Genomic DNA, 24,314 nt, shown 5'->3' with positions numbered 1-24,314 from the left:
CCGACGGGAGTCCGATCCTCGGCGCCAGTCCTCCGAGTCACCGTCAACGCCACCCCCAGCCGGGGAACCTAGGCTGGCATCGGGGAGGCAGTCTCGAGGCTCAGGAGGACCGACCGCGCGGCCGCCACATCCCCCAGTTCGGTCTTGGCATCCGTCGGGATGCCGGCAAGAACGCTCCCCGGCTCCACAACCGCCCAGATCTTGGCACCAGAACCCACGTAGTCCGAGTACTTCGACGGAAGGTAAGGGTTGATGCCGTGCACGTCGGCGACTCGCGCATCAGTCACGACGAGCCAGTCGAAATGCTTGGTGAGCTCGAGAAACTCGAGATACGGCAGGTATTGCTGAACCGATACACAGTCGTCAAGTCCGCGAGAAGCCACCTCGGCCGCAGTGTCTTCGGGCGCGTTGGTGAATACATGCAACATCACACGAGACCGCTCCTGCGGCGTCAGAGCGCTGAGCGCCTCGAGGAGATCGCCAACCCCTCGCACCTTATAGAAAACTCCGAAATACCCGATGTTGACGCGACCTGCGGGCAGCTGATATTCAGACTTCTCGAGGTGATAAAAGCGTTCTGGAAGGGTCGGGTGACGGTCCACTCGCGCGATACTCTGTGCCCGGGCCGCATGCTCCGGGTAGACGGCATGATCGAGCATAAATCGCTGCTGGTTTGCATTCGTGAATACAATCTCGTCGGCGAGCGCATAAGCCGTGTTCTCAACCCACTCCCACATGTTGCGACTCTCTGTCGCCGACAGACCGCGGTGTCGGATGGCCCGCTCAACTTCCTCAAAGACGCCGTCGTCCTGAGGAATAGAACTGGTTCGAATGTTCCCTTCTGAATCGATATGCATCGGATCGGAAAACTCCGCGACCCAACGGACATTCGGATTGCGTACCTTGAAGAGTGCGGCCATGACATGGGCCGCAGGCCACATTGATCGACTGTATATCGAACGATAGGGACGTCCACGCCGCGTCAAGTGGTCCTGCACCATCTCGTTCCCGCGAGTTGCAAAGACCGAAATGCGATTCCAGTTAGCAAAGACTGCTGGCCCACCGACCGTCATCAAGTGGCCTACTGACTCCTTCACGAGCAGATCTGCTAATGGGTCCTTCTTGCGGATAGCGTCCATCGAGTGCGTGAGGACGTCGACCGGCTCTCGCGCCAAACACAGGCGCCGCGCAACCACCATGGCCGACGTGTCAAGGTACGGAGGAAAGGCGTAGGAGACAACGAGCTTTTCAGCTGTCTCGATATTCACTCTTGCATGAGGGAAGTCCACAGTAGCCATCTCGGCAATGCGGTCCAGTATCGGAAGCCGCTCCGCGGGGAACTCCCGCAGGTATCGGCCCAGGTTCGACGCCTGTCCCGCCATGAGCCTCCGCAGTGGCGCGTCAAGGGAAGGGTTGGCTCTCGCCAGGTCCTCAAGGTGAGCAATAATGGCCAGCCTGTCATCCGCAAAGGTTCTGGAGTAACTCCGCGAGATGGAAGATTCTCGGACGAGTCTGCGGTACACCGCGCCCGACGCAGGCGGGACGACTCTGATCTGGAGATCTTGGACCGCAAAGACCTCTGCCCAGAAGGCGACGTCCTCACCCGACGACAGGTCAGTACGATACCTGTGGGCTCTTGCAACTCGTGCAGGGATTAGCTTTGCACCATTAGCGGCCGCAGCGTCCGACAGCTGACTGAAAGTGACATCTCTGCCTGCGAAACGCAACGTCGCACGATTCAGGTAATTATTGAAGTTTGAGTGCGCCTGGCCAGGCTCTTCCACGTCAGCTATCGGCACAATCGTGACGTGCGAAGGGCTAGCATGCTCAACAAGAACCTCGAGGTAACGCGGTGTCACCGTGTCGTCATCATCGACGAATGTCACGTAGTCCCCGCGCGCAATCGCCACACCCAGATTTCGGGCGTTCGCGGCGCCCGGCTCGGCAATGCGGACCATGCGGAGCGGCGCAGGGAAACTATAATTACGCAATCCCTCCACTACTGCGGCCGTGCCGTCATCGGGTCCATTCGATACGACGATCACCTCAAAGCGTTCCGCTTCGAGCGTTTGAGCCGCGAGGCTCTCGAGGGTTAGCGCGATCCGATCCGCACCGCAATATGTGGCGACAATCACCGATACGTCTGGGCGGCGCTCATCCTCGGTGTACCGCGTGGCCACGTCGACAGTCTCGCGCACTACATCTCCCTCTTGGCACCAGAACGCCTGGTGACGCTGTCCGTGAGCGACAACATGTTGGTCGGACGCATTACCTATGGTCATGCCGGTCATAGAGCCCGAGCTCTCCATCGACGACACCAAAGGCGTGACGGGCCGCATCAAGGTCACCGCCGATGAGCGTCTTCCATGCTTCCAGGACACGATTTGCATCGAGTACCGGGTTCGCCCGAAGGGCAAAGGAGCGGCTCTCGAGCACTCCATCCGACCGCACATCTAGGATCGCGCGCACCGCAGAATCGAGAGTGTCGTGCACAAGCTCTTCCGGCCACATGCCGAGGATCCCGGGCCAACGCCGCGCCACTCCGAGTGCTCCTGACGCGATCCCTTCCGCGAAGGCGACATGCGAGCCCTCAAGATCCGACAGCGAAAGGATGACACCGATTTGTCGGAACCAGGATGACATGTCCTGCCCGGGGCTGTCGAAGTGGACAGCACCCCGCAAAAGAGGATCATTCTTTACGCGAGCGAGCGTCTCGTACCACTGCGCCCGCGCGCCCGGATCCTTCTCCCAGTTGATGTAATCGAACGGCAACGCCGAGCGCACCCGCAGGTTGTACCGCGCGTCATGGTTACGCAATTCACGAAGCAGGTCGAGCGCTAGGTCGATACGTTTGAGGCCAGGACGAATGCCAACCACGCCGAGCGTGAACTGTGCGCCCTCAAGTTTTTCCCGCTCAAAGTAGTTTGACTCGATGTAGTTCGGGATGTAGACGATCTTGTCAGCTGGCCAGCCGTAGGTCTGAACAAGCTTTCGCCCCACCCAAGGCGTGATGACCACCGCCGCGAAGTACCGAGTCATGTCAACCCGATTGGGGAACTCGGTCGTGATCTCATAACGGTGGCCTCGAACGATCAGCCTGCGATCGAAGTCTGCGTGCTCTTGGATCCACTGCGCATTCGGACGAATCCACTCCGCGATGACCGTGTCCGAGGTATCCAGCAGATGTTGCGCAACGACCGGGTCAGGCGGGCCGGAGAGATGTGTCCACTCTTGTGCACGCACCTCTCGCACGTGCCCCCGCGAGAGCTGTTCCGTCAACTGCTGGATGAAGTTCAAGTTTGCCCCGAGCACGGAAACGCTCTGGTCCACCATGGTCGGATTCACAGGTACCGCGAGTCTGTCCAGCGCCTTCGACGCTGCGGGTTGCTTCCAGCTCGTCGCCCTCAGGTTGTCCGTGTGGTCGGATCGTTCGCCATCGAGATCCTGCCAAGTATCGGCCCAGGTTCCGGAACTCTCGACGTGCGCGCCGCCAAGGGACCAGTCCGTGTAGTCGAACCTCCCGCCAGGATCGGCGCCGTCTAGAGTCCGAGGAATGACGACGATCTCGTGACGTCGATGGGCTAGAACGTGCTCGACCTGATCGCGACTCTCTTCGGAGTCGACGATAAAGCGTGGTGCCTCGATGGCTTCACTCGCATGCAGAACGTCGGCCACCCAGTCCCGAGAGCGAGGATCACGACGGTCGGCGGTCGGGAGCACGAGGATCCAGAAGCCGCTAGCTTCGATGCCGTGATCGATGACCATCCGTATCGCTCCGGATTCGACAATCACGAGAGAGGCGGCGGTTATTGCTTCCCTCGCTTTTGAGAAATCGGATTCCGTGACGACGTGCCCCACGCGCATCCGCATCTCGAGCTCATCCACGAGCTGCTCGCGAAACAGGCTGGCCGGACGCGTCGGATTCAGACGCGGCGCATAGACAACGACCGCACCACCGTTCACTTGCGCCTCATTTCATCAATCGCCTCGAGCGTCATCGTGTTCAGAGTTCGAGCGTGGGTCTGCTCTCGCTGCACGGCCCCTAGCACTCGCATGAGATTGCCCCGCTGGGTCTTGGCGAAGGCCAGGTCGTCAGCTGTCCTCTTCGCAGACTTCCGGGTCGCGCCGGCCTGGCTCAGCAGAAAACTGCGAAGCCGGACAATCAGGTAGAGCATTGCGCTCTGGAGCGCAACGACGCTCCCCCACAAGAATCCCGCCACGATGTGGCCCTCCACTGCTATACCCGCAGCGGCCATCCCAGCCGAAAGGCCTAACCCAGATCCGATCAGGACGAACTTGTTTCGGGTCAACCGCCGCAGGGTCAGCTTCAGGCGCCGGCGCAAGCGATTACGTCTCTTGCGAGGACCTCTTGCGGGTGGCTCGCTTGCGAGTTCCGCAACCGGCTCGTCCAGCTCGAGATCGGCGTCCTCCAGCAACGCAAGCTCAGTGCTCGCGTCTGATTGCTCTTGGTCGAGTTCCACGGAGGTAAGTTCGAGCCACGCGTAGGACGCGAGGTTCCCGGCCCCCGGAGTGGTGTCGACGAGAACTAGCCGGATGCCTTCCGCAGTCAAGACACGCGCGGCGTCCAGGCCGTCAAGGGCCTGCTCGAGCACGTCCTGGAGAGCTTGACGCCCGGACTCAGGGGCATCACCACTCGGAGAGGTCACGCCCGCAAACTCGCCGCCTTCAAGGAAGCGGCCATTAGCGGTCTGTAGATCATGGGACGTGAAGGTGACGAGTACACCTTCCCGGGATGCGGCGAGCGTCCGCAACACTGCCCCACCATCCGCAATCGCGTCGGCAAGTCCCACCAAGACGTGGTCGTGATGAAGAGACTCGACGGGTGTATTCAGACCGAAAAACTCGATGTCCGAGCTCTGGCGCAAGGCAGGACCGAGCAGCAATGCCGCCGAGCCTCCATGCAGGACGGCGATCGTCCCGCCAAGTGTTCGGTGCATGCCGGCGACATCCTCCAGGTTGGTAGGCGCAGTCGTACCCTGGCGCCGCTAACGGGAGCATACCGTGGCGCACGCGACCCACACCTCAGTTGCCCCCTTCGCACGGTAGCCTGAGACCCGCTAGAACTAGGCGATGCGCCAACGCACGCCTGTAGGACGTCCGTCGCGCGCTGCAGTCAGGGAAGGACTCATCCAGTGGTCTTCAAGGTGATGCCGGTCTACGGCACCCGTCCAGAGGCGATCAAGATGGCCCCCATCGTCAAGGCTCTTGAGGCTGCCGAGGGTATCGAGGTGTACACCGTCGTCACGGGGCAGCATCGCGAGATGCTCGAGCAGGTCAACAACACGTTCGGCATCGTTCCGGACGCCGACCTCGACATCTTCGCTCACGGCCAGGGCATTGACGCTGTGACGAGCAAGACCCTCGAGCGCTTGACACCCCTGCTCAAGGAACACAAGCCTGACCTCGTGATCTCGCAAGGTGACACGACGTCTGCCTTCGCAGCGGGTCTCGCCGCCTTCTACCAGCGCATCCCAGTCGCCCACGTCGAAGCGGGTCTCCGTACAGCCACTATCTGGTCGCCGTTCCCTGAGGAGGGCAACCGTCGTCTCCTCACCCGCATCAGTTCACTTCACCTGGCGCCCACCACTGGAAGCCGCGACAACCTCCTCGCCGAAGGCGTTGACCCTGAAACGATCGCGGTCACGGGGAACACGGTCATCGATGCGTTCCTCGAAGTCGCTCAGACCGAGCGCGAGTTCGAGGCTCCGGAACTCCGCAACCTTGATCTCAGCCGCCGCATCGTCCTCGTCACATCGCACCGCCGAGAGTCCTGGGGTGACCCCATGCGGCGCACAGCTGCCGCCCTGCGCCGGCTCGCGCTCCAGGAACCGGAGCTGCAGTTCGTTCTGCCACTGCACGCCAACCCTCTCGTTCGCGAGATCTTCCGCCCGGCGCTCGAGGACCTCAACAACGTGCTCCTCACCGAATCGCTCGGCTACACCGACTTCTCGCGTCTGACAGCACTCAGCACACTCGTTGTTACCGACTCTGGGGGTGTGCAGGAAGAAGCACCGTCGCTGGGCAAGCCGGTACTCGTCCTGCGCGAAGACACCGAGCGTCCCGAAGCCGTCACGGCCGGCACAGCACGGCTCATCGGCACCGACGAGGACCTCATCGTCAGCTCTGTGACGGAACTCCTCCACGACGCACAGCGATATGCAGAGATGGCAAACGCAGTCAACCCGTATGGTGATGGGCGAGCAGCGGAACGGACGGTCGCGGCGATCAAGGCCTTCTTCGGTCAGGGCGAACGGCTGGCAGACTTCCACGCCCAGTGAAGTCCGACGCATGAAGACCCCGTGGACACTCGGGACACACCCGGCGAACAAACGAGAGACAGAGCAGGCATGATCACCGATACCACCGTCGTCGTCATGGGCCTTGGCTACATCGGCCTCCCCACCGCGGCAATCCTCTCCTCCAAGGGCGTTCGCGTCCACGGCGTCGACGTCAACCAGCACGTCATCGACGCAGTCAACGCCGGGACCGTACCGTTCGTCGAACCCGACCTTGGCGGCTACGTCCAGCAGGCCGTCGCAGCGGGCACCCTCAGTGCAAGCCTCGAACCCATCACGGCAGACCACTACGTCATCGCCGTACCCACGCCGTTCCTCGACGACCGCACCCCGGACCTCGGGTACATCAAGGCCGCTGCCGAGAAGATCGCTCCCACCATCAAGCCTGGCGCGCTCGTCATCCTCGAGTCGACCTCGCCGCCCCACGCAACCCAGCAGATGTCCGAGTGGATCCTCGACGCCCGGCCGGACCTCATCAACGACGAGGGCGAGGCGCTCGTCCACTTTGCTCACTGCCCCGAGCGAGTCCTTCCCGGCCGCGTCATGGTCGAGCTCGTCACGAACGACCGCATCGTCGGCGGTATCACCCCGCGCGCTGCAGAGTTGGCCAAGGAGCTCTACGAGGTCTTCTGCGAAGGTGAAATCCTCCTCACAGACGACGTCACCGCTGAGATGGCGAAGCTCACCGAGAACTCGTTCCGCGACGTCAACATTGCGTTTGCCAACGAGCTCTCGCTCATCTGCGACGACCTTGGGATCGACGTCTGGGAGCTTATTGAGCTCGCCAACCACCACCCCCGCGTCAACATCCTCCAGCCCGGACCGGGTGTCGGCGGTCACTGCATCGCCGTTGATCCCTGGTTCATCGTCGCAGCCAACCCCGAGCGCAGCCGGATCATCCGCACAGCACGCGAGATCAACGACGCCAAGCCCGGTTGGGTCCTCGACAAGGTCACGAAGGCAGTTGCCGGTAACGAAGCTCCCGTCATTACGCTGCTGGGACTCGCCTTCAAGCCCAACATCGATGACCTCCGCGAGTCCCCGGCACGCAAGATTGCCGCGACCGTCGCAGACGAGTTCCCCCACGCCTCCGTGCGGATCGTCGAGCCCCACATCGAAGAGCTTCCCAAGGAACTCGGCAACCGCAAGAACGTCACCCTGGCCCCGCTCGACGACAACCTCGAGGAGAGCGACTGCGTTGTTCTCCTCGTCGACCACAATGCTTTCAAGGCGCTCGACCGCCCGCAGAGCCCGACGGTCGTCGACACGCGCGGTATGTGGCGCTAGGCCACAAGGCTTGACGACAAGGCGGGACCGCGACACACGCGCGGTCCCGCTTTCGCGCCCCATCCGGTCAACCAGCGCCACCTCTCGACGTGAGGACCCCCACCGTGACCAAGGCAGCCCCCCCGGCTCTCCTCACCCGAATTCGACGCGCAGCTGCAAGCAGATCAAGGCGCACCGCCGCGCGCCTGGGCATTCCCTCTGACCGAGACCTCATCATCTCGTTCCTCTTCCCGCCCGCCAACGAGACTGCCGGCATCGTCATGGCCAAGCGCCTCCGCGCCTGGCCCCGCGACGTCGACGTCATCGCCAACGAGCCCCCGGGCAAGCGCGCGCCCGACCCCGGCACCCTGAAGATCGCTGGCCCGCGCGTCAAGCGCGTCGCCCGCGTCAAGGGCAAGAAGAACCCCCTCAAAGACTGGGCCGTCGTTGCGAACTTCGTCGCCAAGGGCGACGCAGAGATCCGCCGGTTCGAGGGGACCCGCGGCCCCTACCGGCGCGTCCATAGCCGCGCGATGATGCCCGCGTCCCACTTCCTCGCGATGCAGTACAAGCTCCGGCGCCCCGCAGTACGCTGGACGGCTGAGTTCTCTGACCCCCTCATGTATGACACCCACGGAGATCTCCGGTACGCCAACACCGGAAGTGCTCCATTGGCGCAGGAGATCGCTGCAAGGATTGCCGCGCGCGGCGTCACCCTCGTCGACCCCGACAACTTGTTTGAGCTCGTTGAGTACGGAGCATACGTTCTTGCGGACACCGTCCTCTTCACCAACGCCGTACAGCGCGACCTCATGCTCTCAAAGATCACCCATGACGGTCTCCGTAACGAGGTGCTGAACAAGTCCGTCGTCTCAGCCCACCCCGTGCCCGCTGCGGAACTCTACGAGCTCGTTGAGCCGACGTTCGATGTCGAGCCAACGCGGCTCGAGATCGGCTACTTCGGCGCCTTCTACACGCGCCGCAGCGCCGGCGACATCCTCACGCCGTTCCACCACCTGACCCGAGCCGAGCGTCGACGAGTTCGATTGCGCATCTTCACCGACAAGGTCGATCCAGCACGCGCCGCCGTCGACGACGCAGGCCTCACCGACTGCGTCGAGGTTCGCCCGTACATGCCCTTCCTCGAGTTCCTTGCAGCCACGAAGCGACTCGACCTCCTGCTCCTTGCAGACGCGCGAGTGGCCGACTCCCATGCGGCAAACCCGTACCTGCCGTCCAAGCTCAGCGACTACCGCGGCTCGGGCACACCGATCTGGGCGCTCGTTGAACCAGGGAGCCCTCTCAGCCGCGAGGAGGGAACCACGTCAACTCCACTGGACGATGTCGACGCCCAGGTCGCCTACCTTCGAGCCGCCATCGCCGCCCACTGATCTACGCCGCCGTCGTCTCCCCGCCTGCGCGGTCCGTCTCGAGGCCGTCACGCACCTGAGCGCGCGGCGACTGCGGCCGCCCCTCCTGGACAGCGTGGTGGTACCGCACCTGCAGATGAGGCCGTTCGGAGAGCGTGTAGCGGACGTCGTACTCCCAGCGGCGCTTCGTCCACCACGCTGCCGCGAGCGCAACGAGCATCGACGCGATCGCGCCGACCCCGATCGACCAGCGTGCACCCCAGTGCTCACCGATCCACCCGACGAGCGGCGAGCCAAGGGGTGTCGAGCCGAGCAGAACCGTCTGATAGATCGCCATGACGCGCCCCCGCATCGACGGGGTGACCGACATCTGCAACGTCGTGTTCGCCGCCGTGAGCATCGTGAGCGAGCACAGGCCCACGATGATCGACGCAGCCGCGTATGTCCAGAACGTCGGCATGAGTGCCATGAAGCCGCTTGCCGCACCAAACCCGAACGACGCGCCAATGACCAGGCGCACGCGCGGCCGCTTGCGGCGCGCCGCAAGCAAGGCGCCGGTGAGGGAGCCGATCGCCAAGATCGACCCCAGAATGCCGTACTCCCCCGCCCCCTTGCCGAAGACGCTCGTCGCCATGAGGGCGCTCGTCAGCTGGAAGTTCAGCCCCAACGACGAGACGACGCCGGCGACGACCATGATGACGAGGATGTCGCTGCGCCCGCGGATGTAGCCGAGGCCCTCACGCATCTGCGCCAGCCCGCCCTTCGAGCGATCAGCCCGCGGCAACGGCCGCAGCTCGCTCTTGCGCATGAGCATCATCGCCGCGATCGTCGCGGCGAACGAGACGCCGTTGATGACGAACGCCCACCCGGAGCCCACCGCCGCAATGAGCAGGCCCGCAAGGCCCGGGCCGATGAGGCGGGCGGCATTGAACGACGCCGAGTTGAGGCCCACCGCATTGGCCAGGCCCTCAGGCGGCACCATCGCCGCCACGAACGTCATACGAGCCGGACCATCAAAGGCAGAGACCGAGCCGAGCATGAACGCGAGCACGTAGACGTGCCACAGCTGGGCGTGCCCCGAGATGACGAGGCCACCGAGCGCAAGCGCGAGCATGCCCTGCAAGCCCTGCGTCCACATGAGCAGCTTGCGGTTGTCGACGCGGTCAGCAATGACCCCCGCGTACGGGGAGAAGAGCAACGCCGGGGCAAACTGCAGCGCCGTGACGATGCCGACGGCCACACCCGAATTGTCCGAGAGCTCGGTGAGCACGAGCCAGTCCTGGGCGACACGCTGCATCCACGTGCCGATGTTCGCGACAAGAGCCGCCGCAAACCACACGCGGTAGTTGAAGAAACGTAGAGAAGCGAAAGTCTGGGTCATCCGTGAGCGATCCGTGTCATGAGTTCCGTAGCGGCGGCGAGCGTCGCGCGCTCGTCAGGTGAGAGCGACTTCAGCTGCTTGACGAGCCACTGGTCCCGGCGCCGCCGTACCGTGCGAACCTCGTCCGAGCCCCGTTCACTGAGCTCAACGAGCACCTGACGGCGATCCGTCGGGTGCTCGAGCTTCGTCACCAGGCCCAGCTCGGCAAGCGCATTGACCGACCGGGTCATCGCGGGCGCAGACACCCGCTCGTGATCAGCGAGGGCGCCCGGCGACATGCTCCCGTGGTGCTTGAGCGTCATGAGGACAGCGATCTGCCCCTCACCGATCTCGACGTCACCGCGTTGGGCCCGCAGCCTGCGCTGGAGCCGGGTGACAGCCGAGGTGAGCTCGGTGCTGAGAGCCGTCCGGGCGGAGGCCGGAGCGCAGATGTCGTCGTGTCCCACAAGTCGTTACCCTAGTTCATTACCCCGGGTAATAACAGGGGAAGGGGTGCACGTCACACCCGAGAATCCGCCACTCAGCGCACGTCCGCGCCCAGCACCTCCGGCGCGGCCGGGTCCTCAGCGAGGTAGCGCGTCACATCGTCGGTCGCGATCGCCTCGGCCAGCGGAGCCAACGCCTCACGATCAAGACGCACGATCGACTGGCTGCCGTCAGGGCTCCACCCCGTCCCCGCAACGGGCGCCGTGAAGAACACGACGTCGTGCGCACGTAGCTCCTTGAGCTCGCTCGCCAGCCGCACCATGTCGGCGAGGCCAAGGTTGTCGTCGACCGCGATCGCGCCCGCGACCGTCGAGACGAACGACGTCGCCCGTCCAGGGTCCGTGAGGGTCCCCTGCGAGACGGCCTTCGCAAGGATCGCGCGCGCCCAGTTCTGCTGCCGTTTGACCCGGTCAAAGTCGCCACCCGGCAGCCCGTAGCGCTGCCGGGCATACGCGAGCGCCTGCGCGCCGTCGAGCACGTGCGTGCCCGCCCCGACGACGAGCTGGCCCAGCCCACCCGAGTCGTAGACGTCCTGGCCCACCGTGACCTCGACTCCCCCGAGCGCGTCGGTGAGCTCGGTGAACGACTCGAAGTCCGCGATCGCCACGTGATCGATGCGCACGCCCGTCAGCTGCTCGACCGTCTGCACGAGCAGCGCCGGCCCGCCCAGGGAGTAGGACGCATTGATCTTGGCGTCCTCGTGCCCCGGAATGCTCACCCACGCATCACGCGGGATCGACATGACGCTCGCGTGCTCCCGATCGCCATCGACGTGCACGAGCATGATCGCGTCGGTGCGCTGCGCCCCCGCCTCCCACTGGCTCGGGTCCCCCGCCGAGACGCGAGAATCCGAGCCCAGCACGAGCACGTTGAGCGGATCAGCGTCAGCCTGGACGACGGGCACGGCACGCGTGGGGCGCGCGGCCTCAGGGATCGCCGTGAACGGATCGCCAAAGCGCTCGACGCGCGAGTTCAGCCACAGCGCGCCGCCGCCCACCGCAAGGGCACCTGCCGCGACGAGCCCTCCCAGCACGACGAGCGCAATGACGAGCGCACGCCGTCCCACTCGGCGCTCCGCGACCTCCGCGCGCGCCGACGCAGCCTCAGGCTGCTCATCCGTGCCTGTCTCGTCTCCCCCGAAGCTCCCCACGGGGCCACGCTAAGACCGGGGCGCAGGGTGAGCGGCCCCTTTCGCACGCGACCACCCGCAGCTCACCCCGCTCGCGCGTCGCGCACCGGTCAGGGCACGAAGACCATCGTGGCCCGGCCCTCGCCCCGTGCCTCGATCCGCCCCGCCGAGTGCGGCACAAAGACCGACTCCCCCTGGGTGAGCGCGACCTCGGACCCCTCAGCCGTCCTCAGTGCGAGCGTGCCCTCGGTGCACAAGACGATGCGCGGCCCGTCCTGCGTGAGGTACGTCGCCCGGCCACGCTCGGTCCGCGTCGGCGCGACGAGCGCGAGCGCAAACTCCCGCGCGGGCGCACGCACAACCGCAGGCCGGCCCTCATCACCCGGCACCGTCGCGGGTCGCATGGCGGCAGAATCCGCGTAGTCAACAACCCGCAACAACTCGTCGACGTCGATCTTCTTGCGCGTCAGCCCAGCCCGCAGCACGTTGTCCGAGCTCGCCATGACCTCAAGCCCCAGCCCCGCGAGGTACGCGTGGACGACGCCCGCCCCGACGTACACGAGCTCGCCCGGCTCAAGAGTGAACCTGTTGAGCAAGAGCGACGCGACCGCCCCCGGGTCACCCGGGTACCAGTGCGCAAGCGCCGCCACGGTGCCATACACCTGCTGCGCCCCAAAGCCCTGCGCGAGCTGCTGCTCGCAGCCCCGCACGGTCACCTCGATGTCCTCGGCCAGCACCGAGCCGCGCGCGTGCAGAACGGCCTCGAACGCCGCCCGCATGCCCTCAGGCGTCGGCGACTCGCGCAGCGCACACCTGATCGTGTCGACCAGCTCGCCCTCGAGCGGCTCAAGCAGCTCAAGCACCTGACGCGGACGCCGAAACCCGCACAGCCCCTCGAAGCGCGTGAGCGCGAGCAGCATCTCAGGCTTGTGCTGATCGTCGTGATAGCTGCGCCCCGGATGCCCCGCGGGCAGCTCAGCCGCCGACTCCTCGCGCGCAAAGCCGTCGGCCGCGGTCGCCAGGTCCGGGTGCACCTGAAGCGACAACGGTCGCGAGGCCCCCAGGATCTTGAACAGGTACGGCAGGCGCGGCCCGAACGCGTCAAGCACGCGCTCGCCGAGCATGCCCGCAGGGTCCGCCGCAACGATCTCGTCGAGCCCCCGCCCGCCCCCGCGTGACGGGGACGACGGATGCGCCCCCATCCACACCTCAGCCACCGGCCGGCCATCAGCCGGACGGCCCAGGAACGCCGGGATCGCAGTCGTCGATCCCCAGTCATAGTGCTTCACCGGGTTCGTCAGGCGGTACATCGGGCTCCCGTCTCCGCGCCCGCGGCGCACGCCGCGGACGACAGGGACCCCGGGCACGACACGTGCCCGGGGCCCCGTCCGAACATTCCGACCGAGCCTAGCGAAGACTCAGACGCCCAGGAGCGCCCGCAGCGGAACGAGCGTGAAATAGATGACGAACATCGCCGAGGCCACCCACATGAGCGGGTGCACCTTGCGCACCTGACCCGTCGCGAGCTTGACGACGACGTGCGCGATGAAGCCCACGCCGATACCGGCCGTGATCGAGTACGAGAACGGCATGATCGCGAGCGTGAGGAACGCGGGGATCGCGATGTCCGGGGACTTCCAGTCGATGTCGAGGACCTGCGTCATCATGAGGTAACCCACGATGACGAGCGCGGGCGCCGCAGCCTCGTTCGGGATGAGAGCGACGACAGGCGCAAGGAACGTCGAGAGCAAGAAGCACACGCCCGTGACGACCGCGGCCAGGCCTGTGCGCGCACCGGCAGCGACACCCGTCGTCGACTCGACGTAGCTCGTGTTCGACGACGACGACGTCATACCGCCGACCGCGGCTGCAACCGAGTCGACGATGAGGATCTGCGTCGACTTCGGCGGGTTGCCGTCGGCGTCGAGCAGCTTGGCCTCGGAGCCCACCGCGACCATCGTGCCCATCGTGTCGAAGAAGTCCGCGAGAAGGAGCGAGAAGACGAGGAGGATGAGCGCGATCCAGCCGATCTTCGACACCGAACCGAAGAGCGAGAACTCACCAAGCAGACCGAAGTCCGGAAGCGCGACGGGCGAGCCGTCAAGCGCGGGAACGTTGAGGTTCCAGCCCTTGGGGTTGACCGCCGAGGACCCGAGCTTGGCCACAGCCTCGATGACGAGCGCGAGAGCCGTCGCCGCCGCGATCGAGATGAGCATCGCGCCACGCACGCCGCGGACCGTGAGGATGATCGCGAGCGTAAGCCCGACGACGAAGACGAGGACCGGCCACGTCTGCAGCGAGCCGAAGATGCCCAGCTCGAGCGCGACTCCCTCGGGCGCCTTACGCACGAAGCCCGCGTTGACGAGGCCGATGAGCGTGATGAACAGACCGATGCCCACCGAGATCGCCGTCTTGAGCGTGCGCGGAACCGCACGGAAGACCGCCGTGCGGAAGCCCGTGAGCACGAGCACGAGGATGACCAGACCCTCAAGCACGACGACGCCCATCGCGTCAGCCCACGTCATGTTCGGGAGCGCAGCGATCTGGAACGCGACGACAGCGTTGAGGCCGAGGCCCGCAGCCAGGGCCATCGGGTAGTTGGCCACGACGCCCATGAGGATCGACAGCACACCGGCGGCGAGCGCCGTCACGGCCGCAACCATCGGCAGATCGGGGGCAGCCCCGCCGCCCAAGAACTTGCCGGTGCCGTCCTGAGCCGTGCCGATGATGAGAGGGTTGAGGGCGATGATGTAGGCCATCGCCGCGAAGGTCACAAGGCCACCGCGGATCTCCGCACGCACCGACGAGCCACGCTCGGTGATCTTGAAGAAGCGGTCGATCGCACCCGCCGGTGCGACCGTGGAGGGGGAGGAAGTCATGGCTCGCATATTCCCACGACGACGCAACTTCATGCGGGAACTTCTCAGGGGCCGGACACGTTCGTGCACCTTCGCGCCCGCCGCACGACGATCAACCACACGCACCACCAACGAAGGGCCCCCGCACACGTGAACGCGACCACCACGCCCACCCCGCCACGCCTCGTCGTCATGGGCGTCTCCGGCTGCGGCAAGTCCACCGTCGGGGCCCTGCTCGCCGGCCACCTCGAGATCCCCTACCTCGACGCCGACGACCTCCACCCCGCCGCGAACATCGCGCGCATGGCCTCGGGCATCCCCCTGACCGACGACGACCGAGCCCCCTGGCTCGACCTCGTCGCCGACGCCCTCGCAGCGCCCGCAACAGGCGCCGTCATCGCGTGCTCCGCACTGCGTCGCAGCTACCGCGACCGCCTGCGCACAGGCGCACCCGGAACAGCGTTCGTCCACCTCACGGGCAGCGCCGAGCTGCTCGGCTCACGCCTCACCGCACGCACCGACCACTTCATGCCCGCGTCCCTGCTGACGACGCAGCTCGCCACGCTCGAAGAGCTCTCCCCCGACGAGATCGGGCTCACGCTCGACGTCGCAGCGCCCGCGCGCGATCTCGCCGCAGCGGCCGCCGCGTGGTGGAACGACGCCAGCCAGCAAGCACTCAGTCGCGCGGAACGACGATGACGCCGATCGCGCCCGCGCCGTAACCAGCCACCTCGACGTCCAGGTCAAGCCGCGCCACGTGCGCCGTCACCCACTGCGCGACATCACCCGGAAGAGCAGCGCCCGGCTGGTGCATCGTCGTGAACCGCAGGTGCGGCGCGTCATCCGCATTGAAGAGCGACGCCACGACATTGCAGATCTCGCTGAAGTTCTCGATCTGAGCGGCGCTCAGCTCCTTGTACTTCACCGAGGCCTGAACCTCCTTGGCAGGCACCAGGCCGATCGCCGAGCCCGCGGCCGCCGCAAGCTCAAGGTCCGCCACGACGAGCGCAGCAAGCTGCATCTGGTCGTCCACATACTCGGCGACCGTCGCGCCCAAGCCTCGAGCCGGGTCGATCCCGCGCGTGCGCACACCCACCGTGATGTCACGACCCACGAGCCCCTCAAGAAGCTCACGGATCGCCAGAGCCGTCGGAAGCGGCGTCACGGCGTTCATGCGAGCACCGGCTCGATCGCGTCACGGAACGCATCAGCCGTGAACGGCTTCGAGACGAGGAACAGCGCGCCCTCGGCGTCGGCCAGCGCCTGCATCTCTGCAGAGCCCTCCGACGTGACGAACGCGAGCGGGACGTCATTCCCAGCCGCGCGCAGCGCACGCAGCAGCTCAATGCCGGTCATGCCAGGCATGTTCCAGTCCGAGAGAATGAAGTCCGGCTGCTCAGACATCGCCTTGTCAAAGGCGTCCTGCCCGTCGACCGCCTCAAGGATCTCCCAGTCATACCCCGCCTGACGCAGCGTACGCACAACGATCTGCCGCATGACGCGCGAGTCGTCAGCGACCATGACATACAGGCTCATGAAAGCCCCACTTTCCTTCGTTCTTGCTTCGACTCGTCCCGCCGCTCACGCAATATGAGCAAGCGTGACGACCACGACGCGGCCGCGCCACACGAGCGGAACCGACACGATCAGCATGCCCTCGTCACCGCCCACACCCGACGCCACCTCAGGCAGCGTGAGCGTCGCCAGCTGCGGCAGCAGCGCCTTGACGTTCCCACCCACCACGTTAGCGATCTCACCAAACGCATCAACCACGTCCTCGTGCGAGACCTGAGTTCCAGCAGGCTCCCGCAGGAGCGCACAGACGAGAACCTCAACGTCCCCACGCTCAGCGACAACACGCGTCCGCACACCGCCGGGAACCCCAGCCGTCCGCATGTCGACCCACGCCGAGACCGGATCCGACCACGACGCAGGCGCATCGCCCTCAGAGACCAGCACCTCGCCGTCGTCGACCAGCGCCGCAAACACATCCTGCGCGATGGCCACCACCGTAGCCGGGGTCGCCGCAGCAGCATCGATGACCGTCATGACACCTCCTGAGGGAGCAGCCCGAGCCACTCCAGCTTGTCCCGGATCGCATCCGGGCTGAACGGCTTGATGAGGTACTCGTGAGCCCCCGCGGCAAGCGCCCGCACAATCTGCCCGTGCTCCGACTCGGTCGTCACCATCATGAGCGTCGTCTCACGCCACTCACGCCGCAACCGCACCGCCTGGACGAACTCCAGCCCATTCATCACAGGCATGTTCCAGTCGATGCAGCACAACGTCACGGGGCCAGAGTCCTCCATGCGTTCGAGCGCCTCGGCGCCGTCGGCGGCCTCGACGACCTCAAACCCCAGATCGCGCACGACCCCCGCGATGATCCGCCGCATCGTGCGGGAATCATCAATCACCAACGCCTTCATGAAGTCCTCCCTGAACCCAAGCGGTACACGGACGTACGGCCGACGGGCACGCGCTCCCACGCGTCATCGACCCCCACAGTCGTCTCGGCGGCGCCGAGAACGAGATACCCCCCGGGCCGCAGCACCTGCGCCATACGACGCAAGATCTGCTGCTTGACCGGAAGATCGAAATAGATGAGGACGTTGCGCAAGAACACGACGTCAAAAGGCCCACCCGCAGGCGGCGCATCCAACAAGTTGTGGCGCATGAAGCGCACGCGCGCACGCAGCCGCTCATCGACCGTCCACGAGGCACCCTCGCGGTTGAAGTACTTGACGAGATACGGCGCCGGGAGACCCCGGTTGACCTCAAGCTGCGAGTACGAGCCCGCCCGTGCCTTCTCGAGCACCTCGTTCGACAGGTCCGTCGCCACGATCTGCACGAGCGCGTGCGGCGGAAGCAGCTCATCGAGCAGCATCGCGATCGAGTACGGCTCCTGACCCGTCGAGCACGCAGCCGACCACACGTCGAGGCGCGGCACCACCTTGCCCTCAAGCGTCTGCGGCACGATCAATGACCGCATCGCATCAAACGGCAGATGATCGCGGAACCACGACGTCTCATTCGTCGTCATCGCCTCGACAACAGCCTCATGGAGACCGCCATCCGTGCCACGACGCAGCCGCTGCACAAACATCTCAACACTCTCGCCCGCGCCCCGCGCAAGCGGCGCCAGGCGCGACTCGACAAGATACTCCTTGCCCGGGCCCAAACTAATGGCTGACCGCCGCCGCACAAGGTCGGCGACGTACGAGAACGACTCGTCCGTCAACGTCATGACACACCCCCTATCGCAAAAGCTCCGGAATCCTCACACCGCGCCATGACGGCGTCGGCAATGGCATCGAGCGGCAAGATTCTGTGAGTCGAACCCGCCGCCGCCACCGCACCCGGCATGCCCCACACGACCGACGTCGCCTCGTCCTGCGAGATCATCGTCCCGCCCGCGGCCACCAGCTCAGCAGCCCCCGCAGCACCGTCCTGGCCCATGCCCGTGAGCATGACGCCCATGAGCTGAGGGCCCAGAACCGCAAGCGCAGAGCGCATCATCACGTCGACGCTCGGACGGCAGTAGTTGACCGGCTCGCTGCTCGACAGCACGACCCGCGCCCCCGTCGCCGACCCGCTCAGCTCGAGATGCAGGTCGCCTGGCGCGATGTACACGTGGCCAGGCCGAAGAACATCACCGTCGGACGCCTCGACGACCGTCGACGGCCCGAGCCGGTCAAGCCTCAGCGCCAGCTGCGACGTGAACAGCGGCGGCATGTGCTGAGTGACAAGCATCGGAACCTTGAGCGGCCGTCGGAGACCTCCCAACAGCCGCGACAATGCCTCGGGGCCACCCGTGGACGACCCCACGAGGACCGCGCGCACGGGATGCGCCGGCGCGGGCGGCAAGACCTCCGCAGCACGGCGACCCGCGCTCGACCCCGGTGTGGCACCGATGCCGAGCCCGGCAAACGTCGGAACAGTCGTCGCCGGCCGTGCGTTCGGGCTCGTGCCCGCACGGGGCGCGACCTGGCCCGCCCGGCTCCCGGGAGCCGGCGCAATCGCACCGCGACCGACAGCCGACGGGCGTGCGCTCATGCGCGAACCGCGGCCGACGAGGGCACGCAGCTTCGGCACGAGCTCATCGGCAACACGCGCCAACGCCTCAGCGAGCGATCCGACGTTCGACGGCTTCGTCACGTAGTCGCTCGCCCCCGCCGCAAGCGCGTCAAGCGTCGCCGACGCACCGCGTGCGGTGAGGGTAGAGAACATGATGATCGGCACGTGCACGCCGCGACGACGCAGCTCCCGCACCGCCGTGACACCGTCCATCTGCGGCATCTCGATGTCCATCGTGATGGCATCGGGCCGCAGCTGCTCGGCCTTGACGAGCGCACGAGCACCATCCGGCGCCGTGCCAATCACCTCAACATCGACGGCAGACTCGAGCGCCTGCACGAGGAGCCGACGAATGACGACCGAGTCATCAACGACGAGCACACGAATCGACATACGCCACCTCCCTCAATACTCGCTACACCAGGAACGCCGGTCGGCGTACCCGTGGGCGAGGACGACCATGCCGTCCTCATCGGCCGCAGACCGCCCGTCGTGAGCGGTCTGCGACCAGGTGTCAGAACACGAACGCGTCGACGCGCTCACGCAGGCCGCGGGCCGCGCCCGCAAGCTGCTCGGCCTCGGGTCGCAACGACTGCGCAACCTCGCTCGACGTCCGCGCAGCCTCAGCAACCGACGCGATCGCCTCAGCGATCCGGTCCGCACTGGCCGAGGCCCGGTCCATCGACCCGCCCAGCTCAGAGCTCGTCGCCGTCTGCTCCTCGACCGCCGACGCGATGGTCATCTGCATGTCGCTGATGCGCGCGACCATGTCGCGCACCTCCTCGATGCGCCGCACCGTCTCAGTCGTGCCGGCCTGAATCGCGCCGACACGCTCGCCGATGTCTTGCGCCTGGCGCGCAGTCGTGAGCGAGAGGTCCTTGACCTCATCGGCCACGACCGCGAAGCCCCGGCCCGCCACACCCGCGCGTGCCGCCTCGATCGACGCATTGAGCGCCAGCAGGTTCGTCTGCTTGGCGATGCGCGTGATCGCGCCCACCACCGCACCGATCTCCTCGCTCGCACGCTCAAGCTCAAGAACCGTCGCGACCGTGGCGCCCGTGACCCCGCCGGCCTCCGAGGCCATCTGCGCGGCCTCCGCAGCACTGCGCGAGATCTCGCGGATCGACACACCCAGCTGGTCAGTACCCTCGACAGCCGTGGCCACCGAGACCGTGACCTCGCCCGCCTCACCCTCAACGGTTCCGGCCTGGCTCGACGCGCTCGACGCAGCCGCATCGGCACGCACCGTGCCCGACTCGACGCGGCCAGCGCCGTCGATGACAAGGTCGGTCGTCTCACGCACGCCCGCCAAAAGCTTGCCGAGCGACGCCCGCGCCGCATTGAGCGACTCAGCCGCGCGCCCGATCTCGTCGCGAGTCGTCACCGTCGCGGCCCGCGTGAGGTCGCCGTCGGCCATCGCCTCGATCGACCCCTGAAGATCCGCGACGTTCCGCCGGATCCGGCGCGCCACGCCCATGGCGACGAGCGACGTGCCCGCCGAGCCGATGAGGTACGCGATGATGACGATGATGATCGCGCGACGCGCGCTCGCGCTCGACGACGCAACCGACGCCGCAAGGCGCTCGTCCATCGTCGCGTCAAGGTTCTCGAGCTCCTGGCCGATCCCCTCGACGAGCGGCGCATACTCCTTCTGGTAGCGCGTCGGGAACGTCTCGTCGCCCTTCGAGAAGAGCGCCATGAGCACGACCCGGGTCGCCTTCGCCTCCTCGACGATCGCGATGACCGGGTCGATGACCGCCGGCTCAAGATGCGCCTTCAGCTCAGCAACCGTCGCGGCAACGTCGTCGTCGTTGTCGCCCAGCTGGTCCACGAGCGTGTAACGGACGAGGACGTCATCGGTTGCCGCAGCCTGACCGATGAGCGCACTCGAACGCTCAACCTGCGCACGCAGACGCGCCGCCGGAAGAGCGATCTCCGAGCTCGTGCGCGCGACCTCCTTCGTCGCACCCGACAGGCCGATGACCTGCACGATGCTCGTCACCCCCAGGACCGCAAGGCACACGCCCGCCACCAGGACGAGAACAGCCATCTGAGCGCGCAACGAACCTCGCAGAAGAGACTCGAACGGGTTGCCGCGCGGGCGCTTGCCCGCGCGCGGCGCCCGAGCGCGCCCCAGACGCGCCGGACGCACCTTCCTCCCCAGCTCGACGGCACGCGACGGAAGGGCCGCAAGCGGCCGCAGCCACGACGGACGTGCCCGCGTCGAGCGCGGCAGGGGTGTCACGACGCCCGCTCCTCGCCCGCCTGCAATGCGACCGCAGCCACCACGTCAAGCAACAACAGCAATCGACCCTCGAGCTTGTGCACACCCACGACGAGCGAACGCATCGCAGAACCCACCGTCTCGGGAACCGGCTCGAAGGTCGCCTCGTCAACGTCGAGAACCTCGCCCACCGTGTCGACGAGCAGGCTCACCGCCTCACCATCGACCTTGACGACCACCATCATCGCCTCAGCCCCCGGCGCCAACGGCGCAAGGCCCAGCAGCGGACGCAGGTCAACCGTGAGCACCACCTGACCGCGCAGGTTGACGAGCCCCGCCACGCCACGCTGAGCGAGCGGCACCAAGGTGCGCGGCTGATGCCCGAGCGTCTCCTGGACGAGCCCGACCGGCACGCCATACATCGCGTCATCGATCTTGAAAGTCACCAGCTGGTTCGTCACGAAGCCACCGCCATCAGCGCGTCGGAGTCGACGTCACCGTCGAGAGGGTCAGAGAAATAGTCGGGATCCGCGCTCGTGAGCACGACGCCCAGGTCGACGACCTCCGTCACACGTCCACCGATCGTCGCCAGCTCGGCCACGCCATGCGTGTCCGCGACGCGACGCTCCGTCGACGTGTCCGCGACGATCTCGCGGATCGAACCGACCACCATCGCCACCGAACGCGACCCGCGGTTGAAGACGACAACGTCGAGCGGACCCTCACCCGAAGGCGCACCGCCCAGCACGGACGACAGCCGCAGGATCGGCAGGATCGACCCGCGGTAGCGCAGCACCTCACGGTGCCCCGCCAGCTCGATACGCGCCGGGTCGATCTGCTCGAGCCGTGTCACCGCATCGAGCGGAATCGCAGCCTGACGCGTCTCATCGAGCGCCACGACCAACAGGTCACGCGACGACTCCGTCACCGCAACCGCGGACGACGTCACCCCGACCTGCTCGACGAGGTCAGCGACAAGCGCACGGCGCGCGATCGCCTGCACGTCGAGGATGAGCGCGACGCGCCCATTCCCCATGAGAGTCGCCCCCGCATACGTCGCCGCAGCACGCAGCTGCGACGCAAGCGGCTTGACGACGATCTCCTCCGTGTTGAGCACCCGGTCGACGACCAGGCCGAAACGCTGGTTGTCAGCGCGCAGGACCGCGATGACCATCGACGACCCAGGCTCGCTCGGCATCTGCAGGACATCCGTGAGACGCACGAGCGGAAGCAGCTCGCCCCGCAGGCGGTACACCTCAGACGCCCCCACGTGCTCGATCGCCTCGGACGTGCGCGCGGTGTCGAGCGCCACCAGCTCAAGCAGGCTGACCTGCGGAATCGCATAGATCTCCGCACCGGAGACCACCGTGAGCGCCGGCATGATCGCGAGCGTCAGCGGAATCTGCAGGCGCCACACGGTGCCCACGCCCACCTCGGACTCGACGTCGACCTGCCCGCCGACCTCCTCAAGGTTCGCGCGCACGACGTCCATGCCGACACCGCGGCCCGACACGTTCGTCACGGTCTCCGCAGTCGAGAAGCCGGGCAAGAACACGAGCGACTGCAGCTCGGTCACGCTCATCGCGTCCAGCTGCTCAACCGTGCGCAGCCCGCGCTCGAGCGCCTTCGCGGCCACCTTCTCCTGGTCGATCCCGCGGCCATCGTCACGGACCTCGACCACGACCTGACCACCTGCGTGGTAGGCGCGCAGCACGAGGCGACCCTGACGGGCCTTGCCCGCCGCCTCACGCTGCTCAGGGGTCTCGATGCCGTGGTCGACCGCGTTGCGCACGAGGTGCGTGAGCGGATCCTTGACCGCCTCGAGGAGCGAACGATCGAGCTCGGTGTCGCCACCGACCATCTCGAGCTCGACTTCCTTGTGCGCGCCGTTGGCGAGATCGCGCACGACGCGCGGCATCTTCGACCACACGTGCTCGATGGGCTGCATACGCGTCTTCATGACGCCCTCTTGCAGCTCGGTCGCGATCGTCGAGAGACGCTGAGCCGAGCGCAGCAGCTCCGGGTCAGTGTCCTGGCCCGTGTTCTGCGTGATCTGGTTGCGGACGAGCACGAGCTCGCCCACCTGGCGCATGAGCTCGTCGAGCAGCTCGACATCAACACGGATCGACGTCTCTGCCGTCGCTGAACGGGGGCCCGCAGCGCGCTGCTGCTCACCCGGGGTCACAGCGCCGCGGTCGGCCGCCGCACCCGAGTGGGCGTCCGCGCGCGGACCGCGCTGGCGGGCCGTGACGCGCGAGGCTCCCTGGACGGGGCCGGCGGCCGCTGGAGCCGGGGCTGGGGCTGGGGCTGGGGCCGCTTGTGCGGACGGCACGGCGTCTGCCGCGCCCGCGGCGACCGCGACCGGAACCGCTGCAGCGGGCACCGCGACGGCTTCGACGGCCTCGGGCTCAGCAGCGACGATCTCAGAGGCAACCTCGTCCTGGCCGGGCTCCGCAACGCCGTCGAGCATCCGCTGAATGCGCGCGACGACCGCCGCCGTCTCGACACCGTCCTCGCCACCCGACTCATCGATCCGCGCGAGAATCGCGCGCACCGTGTCGACCATCTCGAGAAGGACGTCGGTCGTCGGCTGGTCCATCTGCCGCTCGCCACCACGCAGCTCGACGAGGAGGGACTCCCCCACGTGCGTCACTGACTCAAGCGCATGGAACGACAAGAAGCCGCTCGTACCCTTGATCGTGTGGATCGTGCGGAAGATCGATCCCAGGAGCTCACGCGAACCCGGGTCGGACTCCAATGCAATGAGGTCCTGGTCGAGCTGGTCGAGGTTCTCGGTGCTCTCAATGAGGAACTCGCGAACGATCTCGTCGATGCCTTCCATGGCACTCCTTCGGCGGGGCTACGCGCACGGCCGGAACGGCCGTCACCCCCCACCATCGGACGCCGACGCCTCGCTATGAGGCGTTGAGCCGGGCCCTGCCTCCCGGCGCGACCGCGGCCCTACTCAGGGCGGCGCAGACGACCGAGCAGGTCACGCACGTCGTCCTCGGTGGCCTCGGCTGCACCCGCCGCCGCGTTGGCCTCAGAGACCGCCGCAACCACCTCAGATCGATGCACGCGCATCGATCGGGGGGCGTCGATGCCGATGCGCACCGCATCTCCGCGTGCCTCGACGACCGTCACGACGATGTCGTCCCCGATGAGCACGCTCTCACCGACCTTGCGACTCAGCACCAGCATGGCACGAG

Annotated in this window: 22 protein-coding genes; 4 read left to right on the top strand and 18 right to left on the bottom strand. The window is 66.4% G+C overall.

Annotation, left to right across the window (positions count from 1 at the left end; all coding sequences use genetic code 11):
- Positions 1-68: 68 nt before the first annotated feature.
- From ACTVCO_RS05420 to ACTVCO_RS05410, 3 genes are read right to left on the bottom strand one after another with little or no spacing between them, the layout of a single operon-like run.
- A complete protein-coding gene (locus ACTVCO_RS05420; protein WP_443727392.1) occupies positions 69-2,291 on the bottom strand; it encodes a glycosyltransferase in 2,223 nt (740 codons plus the stop codon).
- Entirely contained in the window at positions 2,269-3,963 is a 1,695-nt protein-coding gene (locus tag ACTVCO_RS05415) for a hypothetical protein (RefSeq protein ID WP_443727391.1), read from the bottom strand. The genes ACTVCO_RS05420 and ACTVCO_RS05415 overlap by 23 nt, the downstream gene beginning before the upstream one ends.
- Positions 3,960-4,958 (bottom strand): hypothetical protein, encoded by a 999-nt coding sequence (locus ACTVCO_RS05410; RefSeq protein ID WP_443727390.1) that lies wholly within the window; start codon positions 4,956-4,958, stop codon positions 3,960-3,962. Before ACTVCO_RS05410 ends, ACTVCO_RS05415 begins: the two co-directional genes overlap by 4 nt.
- A gap of 210 nt (positions 4,959-5,168) precedes the next feature.
- Here ACTVCO_RS05410 and wecB point away from each other — a divergent pair, with 210 nt between their 5' ends.
- The 3 genes from wecB to ACTVCO_RS05395 all read left to right on the top strand — a co-directional run bounded on the left by wecB (position 5,169) and on the right by ACTVCO_RS05395 (position 8,974).
- Complete coding sequence (gene wecB / locus ACTVCO_RS05405) at positions 5,169-6,299, top strand: non-hydrolyzing UDP-N-acetylglucosamine 2-epimerase (RefSeq protein WP_443727908.1); 1,131 nt, start codon at positions 5,169-5,171, stop codon at positions 6,297-6,299.
- 69 nt (positions 6,300-6,368) lie between these two features.
- The gene (gene wecC, locus ACTVCO_RS05400; RefSeq protein WP_443727389.1) at positions 6,369-7,604 is read left to right on the top strand and encodes a UDP-N-acetyl-D-mannosamine dehydrogenase; all 1,236 of its coding nucleotides are present in this window, start codon (positions 6,369-6,371) and stop codon (positions 7,602-7,604) included.
- Positions 7,605-7,708: 104 nt separating this feature from the next.
- Positions 7,709-8,974: a hypothetical protein gene (locus tag ACTVCO_RS05395; RefSeq protein WP_443727388.1), complete on the top strand. Its 1,266-nt coding sequence runs from the start codon at positions 7,709-7,711 to the stop codon at positions 8,972-8,974.
- A gap of 1 nt (position 8,975) precedes the next feature.
- On the opposite strand, the gene ACTVCO_RS05390 is transcribed toward ACTVCO_RS05395, so the two are convergent.
- The 5 genes from ACTVCO_RS05390 to ACTVCO_RS05370 form a co-directional block, all read right to left on the bottom strand.
- Positions 8,976-10,334: an MFS transporter gene (locus tag ACTVCO_RS05390; RefSeq protein WP_443727387.1), complete on the bottom strand. Its 1,359-nt coding sequence runs from the start codon at positions 10,332-10,334 to the stop codon at positions 8,976-8,978.
- Positions 10,331-10,780: a MarR family winged helix-turn-helix transcriptional regulator gene (locus tag ACTVCO_RS05385; protein ID WP_443727386.1), complete on the bottom strand. Its 450-nt coding sequence runs from the start codon at positions 10,778-10,780 to the stop codon at positions 10,331-10,333. The genes ACTVCO_RS05390 and ACTVCO_RS05385 overlap by 4 nt, the downstream gene beginning before the upstream one ends.
- Positions 10,781-10,854: 74 nt before the next feature.
- On the bottom strand, positions 10,855-11,970 hold the full coding sequence (locus tag ACTVCO_RS05380; RefSeq protein ID WP_443727385.1) for an LCP family protein: 1,116 nt from the start codon (positions 11,968-11,970) through the stop codon (positions 10,855-10,857).
- An 89-nt stretch (positions 11,971-12,059) separates the two neighbouring features.
- A complete protein-coding gene (manA, locus tag ACTVCO_RS05375; protein WP_443727384.1) occupies positions 12,060-13,259 on the bottom strand; it encodes a mannose-6-phosphate isomerase, class I in 1,200 nt (399 codons plus the stop codon).
- Between the two features lie 108 nt (positions 13,260-13,367).
- On the bottom strand, positions 13,368-14,828 hold the full coding sequence (locus tag ACTVCO_RS05370) for an NCS2 family permease (RefSeq protein WP_443727383.1): 1,461 nt from the start codon (positions 14,826-14,828) through the stop codon (positions 13,368-13,370).
- 129 nt (positions 14,829-14,957) lie between these two features.
- Between ACTVCO_RS05370 and ACTVCO_RS05365 the strand changes: the two genes are divergently transcribed.
- Positions 14,958-15,506 carry a gluconokinase gene (locus ACTVCO_RS05365; protein WP_443727382.1) on the top strand — a complete coding sequence of 183 codons (549 nt, stop codon included), beginning with the start codon at positions 14,958-14,960 and terminating at the stop codon, positions 15,504-15,506.
- Here ACTVCO_RS05365 and ACTVCO_RS05360 read toward each other — a convergent pair.
- The 10 genes from ACTVCO_RS05360 to csrA form a co-directional block, all read right to left on the bottom strand.
- Positions 15,484-15,981: a hypothetical protein gene (locus ACTVCO_RS05360; protein ID WP_443727381.1), complete on the bottom strand. Its 498-nt coding sequence runs from the start codon at positions 15,979-15,981 to the stop codon at positions 15,484-15,486. The genes ACTVCO_RS05365 and ACTVCO_RS05360 overlap by 23 nt on opposite strands.
- Positions 15,978-16,343 carry a response regulator gene (locus ACTVCO_RS05355; RefSeq protein WP_443727380.1) on the bottom strand — a complete coding sequence of 122 codons (366 nt, stop codon included), beginning with the start codon at positions 16,341-16,343 and terminating at the stop codon, positions 15,978-15,980. Before ACTVCO_RS05355 ends, ACTVCO_RS05360 begins: the two co-directional genes overlap by 4 nt.
- A gap of 45 nt (positions 16,344-16,388) precedes the next feature.
- On the bottom strand, positions 16,389-16,856 hold the full coding sequence (locus ACTVCO_RS05350) for a chemotaxis protein CheX (protein ID WP_443727379.1): 468 nt from the start codon (positions 16,854-16,856) through the stop codon (positions 16,389-16,391).
- Entirely contained in the window at positions 16,853-17,233 is a 381-nt protein-coding gene (locus ACTVCO_RS05345; RefSeq protein WP_443727378.1) for a response regulator, read from the bottom strand. Before ACTVCO_RS05345 ends, ACTVCO_RS05350 begins: the two co-directional genes overlap by 4 nt.
- Positions 17,230-18,051: a CheR family methyltransferase gene (locus ACTVCO_RS05340; protein ID WP_443727377.1), complete on the bottom strand. Its 822-nt coding sequence runs from the start codon at positions 18,049-18,051 to the stop codon at positions 17,230-17,232. The genes ACTVCO_RS05345 and ACTVCO_RS05340 overlap by 4 nt, the downstream gene beginning before the upstream one ends.
- Positions 18,048-19,274 carry a chemotaxis-specific protein-glutamate methyltransferase CheB gene (gene cheB, locus ACTVCO_RS05335; protein ID WP_443727376.1) on the bottom strand — a complete coding sequence of 409 codons (1,227 nt, stop codon included), beginning with the start codon at positions 19,272-19,274 and terminating at the stop codon, positions 18,048-18,050. Before cheB ends, ACTVCO_RS05340 begins: the two co-directional genes overlap by 4 nt.
- 121 nt (positions 19,275-19,395) lie before the next feature.
- On the bottom strand, positions 19,396-21,126 hold the full coding sequence (locus ACTVCO_RS05330) for a methyl-accepting chemotaxis protein (RefSeq protein WP_443727375.1): 1,731 nt from the start codon (positions 21,124-21,126) through the stop codon (positions 19,396-19,398).
- Entirely contained in the window at positions 21,123-21,566 is a 444-nt protein-coding gene (locus ACTVCO_RS05325) for a chemotaxis protein CheW (RefSeq protein WP_443727374.1), read from the bottom strand. Before ACTVCO_RS05325 ends, ACTVCO_RS05330 begins: the two co-directional genes overlap by 4 nt.
- Entirely contained in the window at positions 21,563-23,947 is a 2,385-nt protein-coding gene (locus ACTVCO_RS05320; RefSeq protein ID WP_443727373.1) for a chemotaxis protein CheA, read from the bottom strand. Before ACTVCO_RS05320 ends, ACTVCO_RS05325 begins: the two co-directional genes overlap by 4 nt.
- A gap of 119 nt (positions 23,948-24,066) precedes the next feature.
- The gene (gene csrA, locus ACTVCO_RS05315) at positions 24,067-24,306 is read right to left on the bottom strand and encodes a carbon storage regulator CsrA (RefSeq protein WP_443727372.1); all 240 of its coding nucleotides are present in this window, start codon (positions 24,304-24,306) and stop codon (positions 24,067-24,069) included.
- Positions 24,307-24,314 lie beyond the last annotated feature (8 nt).

Origin of the sequence: Sanguibacter sp. A247 (genome assembly GCF_052324925.1) — a bacterium.
Taxonomy (GTDB): domain Bacteria; phylum Actinomycetota; class Actinomycetes; order Actinomycetales; family Cellulomonadaceae; genus Flavimobilis.
The sequence above is the reverse complement of the archived record's forward strand: the minus strand, read 5'-3'. Positions and strand labels throughout refer to the sequence as shown.

Excerpts from the sequence above, each read along its gene's own strand:
- ACTVCO_RS05420 (WP_443727392.1), bottom strand. The coding sequence starts at position 2,291 with ATGACCGGCATGACCATAGGTAATGCGTCCGACCAACATGTTGTCGCT.
- ACTVCO_RS05410 (WP_443727390.1), bottom strand. The coding sequence starts at position 4,958 with ATGCACCGAACACTTGGCGGGACGATCGCCGTCCTGCATGGAGGCTCG.
- wecB (WP_443727908.1), top strand. The coding sequence starts at position 5,169 with ATGCCGGTCTACGGCACCCGTCCAGAGGCGATCAAGATGGCCCCCATC.
- wecC (WP_443727389.1), top strand. The coding sequence starts at position 6,369 with ATGATCACCGATACCACCGTCGTCGTCATGGGCCTTGGCTACATCGGC.
- ACTVCO_RS05390 (WP_443727387.1), bottom strand. The coding sequence starts at position 10,334 with ATGACCCAGACTTTCGCTTCTCTACGTTTCTTCAACTACCGCGTGTGG.
- manA (WP_443727384.1), bottom strand. The coding sequence starts at position 13,259 with ATGTACCGCCTGACGAACCCGGTGAAGCACTATGACTGGGGATCGACG.
- ACTVCO_RS05370 (WP_443727383.1), bottom strand. The coding sequence starts at position 14,828 with ATGACTTCCTCCCCCTCCACGGTCGCACCGGCGGGTGCGATCGACCGC.
- ACTVCO_RS05360 (WP_443727381.1), bottom strand. The coding sequence starts at position 15,981 with ATGAACGCCGTGACGCCGCTTCCGACGGCTCTGGCGATCCGTGAGCTT.
- ACTVCO_RS05355 (WP_443727380.1), bottom strand. The coding sequence starts at position 16,343 with ATGAGCCTGTATGTCATGGTCGCTGACGACTCGCGCGTCATGCGGCAG.
- ACTVCO_RS05350 (WP_443727379.1), bottom strand. The coding sequence starts at position 16,856 with ATGACGGTCATCGATGCTGCTGCGGCGACCCCGGCTACGGTGGTGGCC.
- ACTVCO_RS05345 (WP_443727378.1), bottom strand. The coding sequence starts at position 17,233 with ATGAAGGCGTTGGTGATTGATGATTCCCGCACGATGCGGCGGATCATC.
- ACTVCO_RS05340 (WP_443727377.1), bottom strand. The coding sequence starts at position 18,051 with ATGACGTTGACGGACGAGTCGTTCTCGTACGTCGCCGACCTTGTGCGG.
- cheB (WP_443727376.1), bottom strand. The coding sequence starts at position 19,274 with ATGTCGATTCGTGTGCTCGTCGTTGATGACTCGGTCGTCATTCGTCGG.
- ACTVCO_RS05320 (WP_443727373.1), bottom strand. The coding sequence starts at position 23,947 with ATGGAAGGCATCGACGAGATCGTTCGCGAGTTCCTCATTGAGAGCACC.
- csrA (WP_443727372.1), bottom strand. The coding sequence starts at position 24,306 with ATGCTGGTGCTGAGTCGCAAGGTCGGTGAGAGCGTGCTCATCGGGGAC.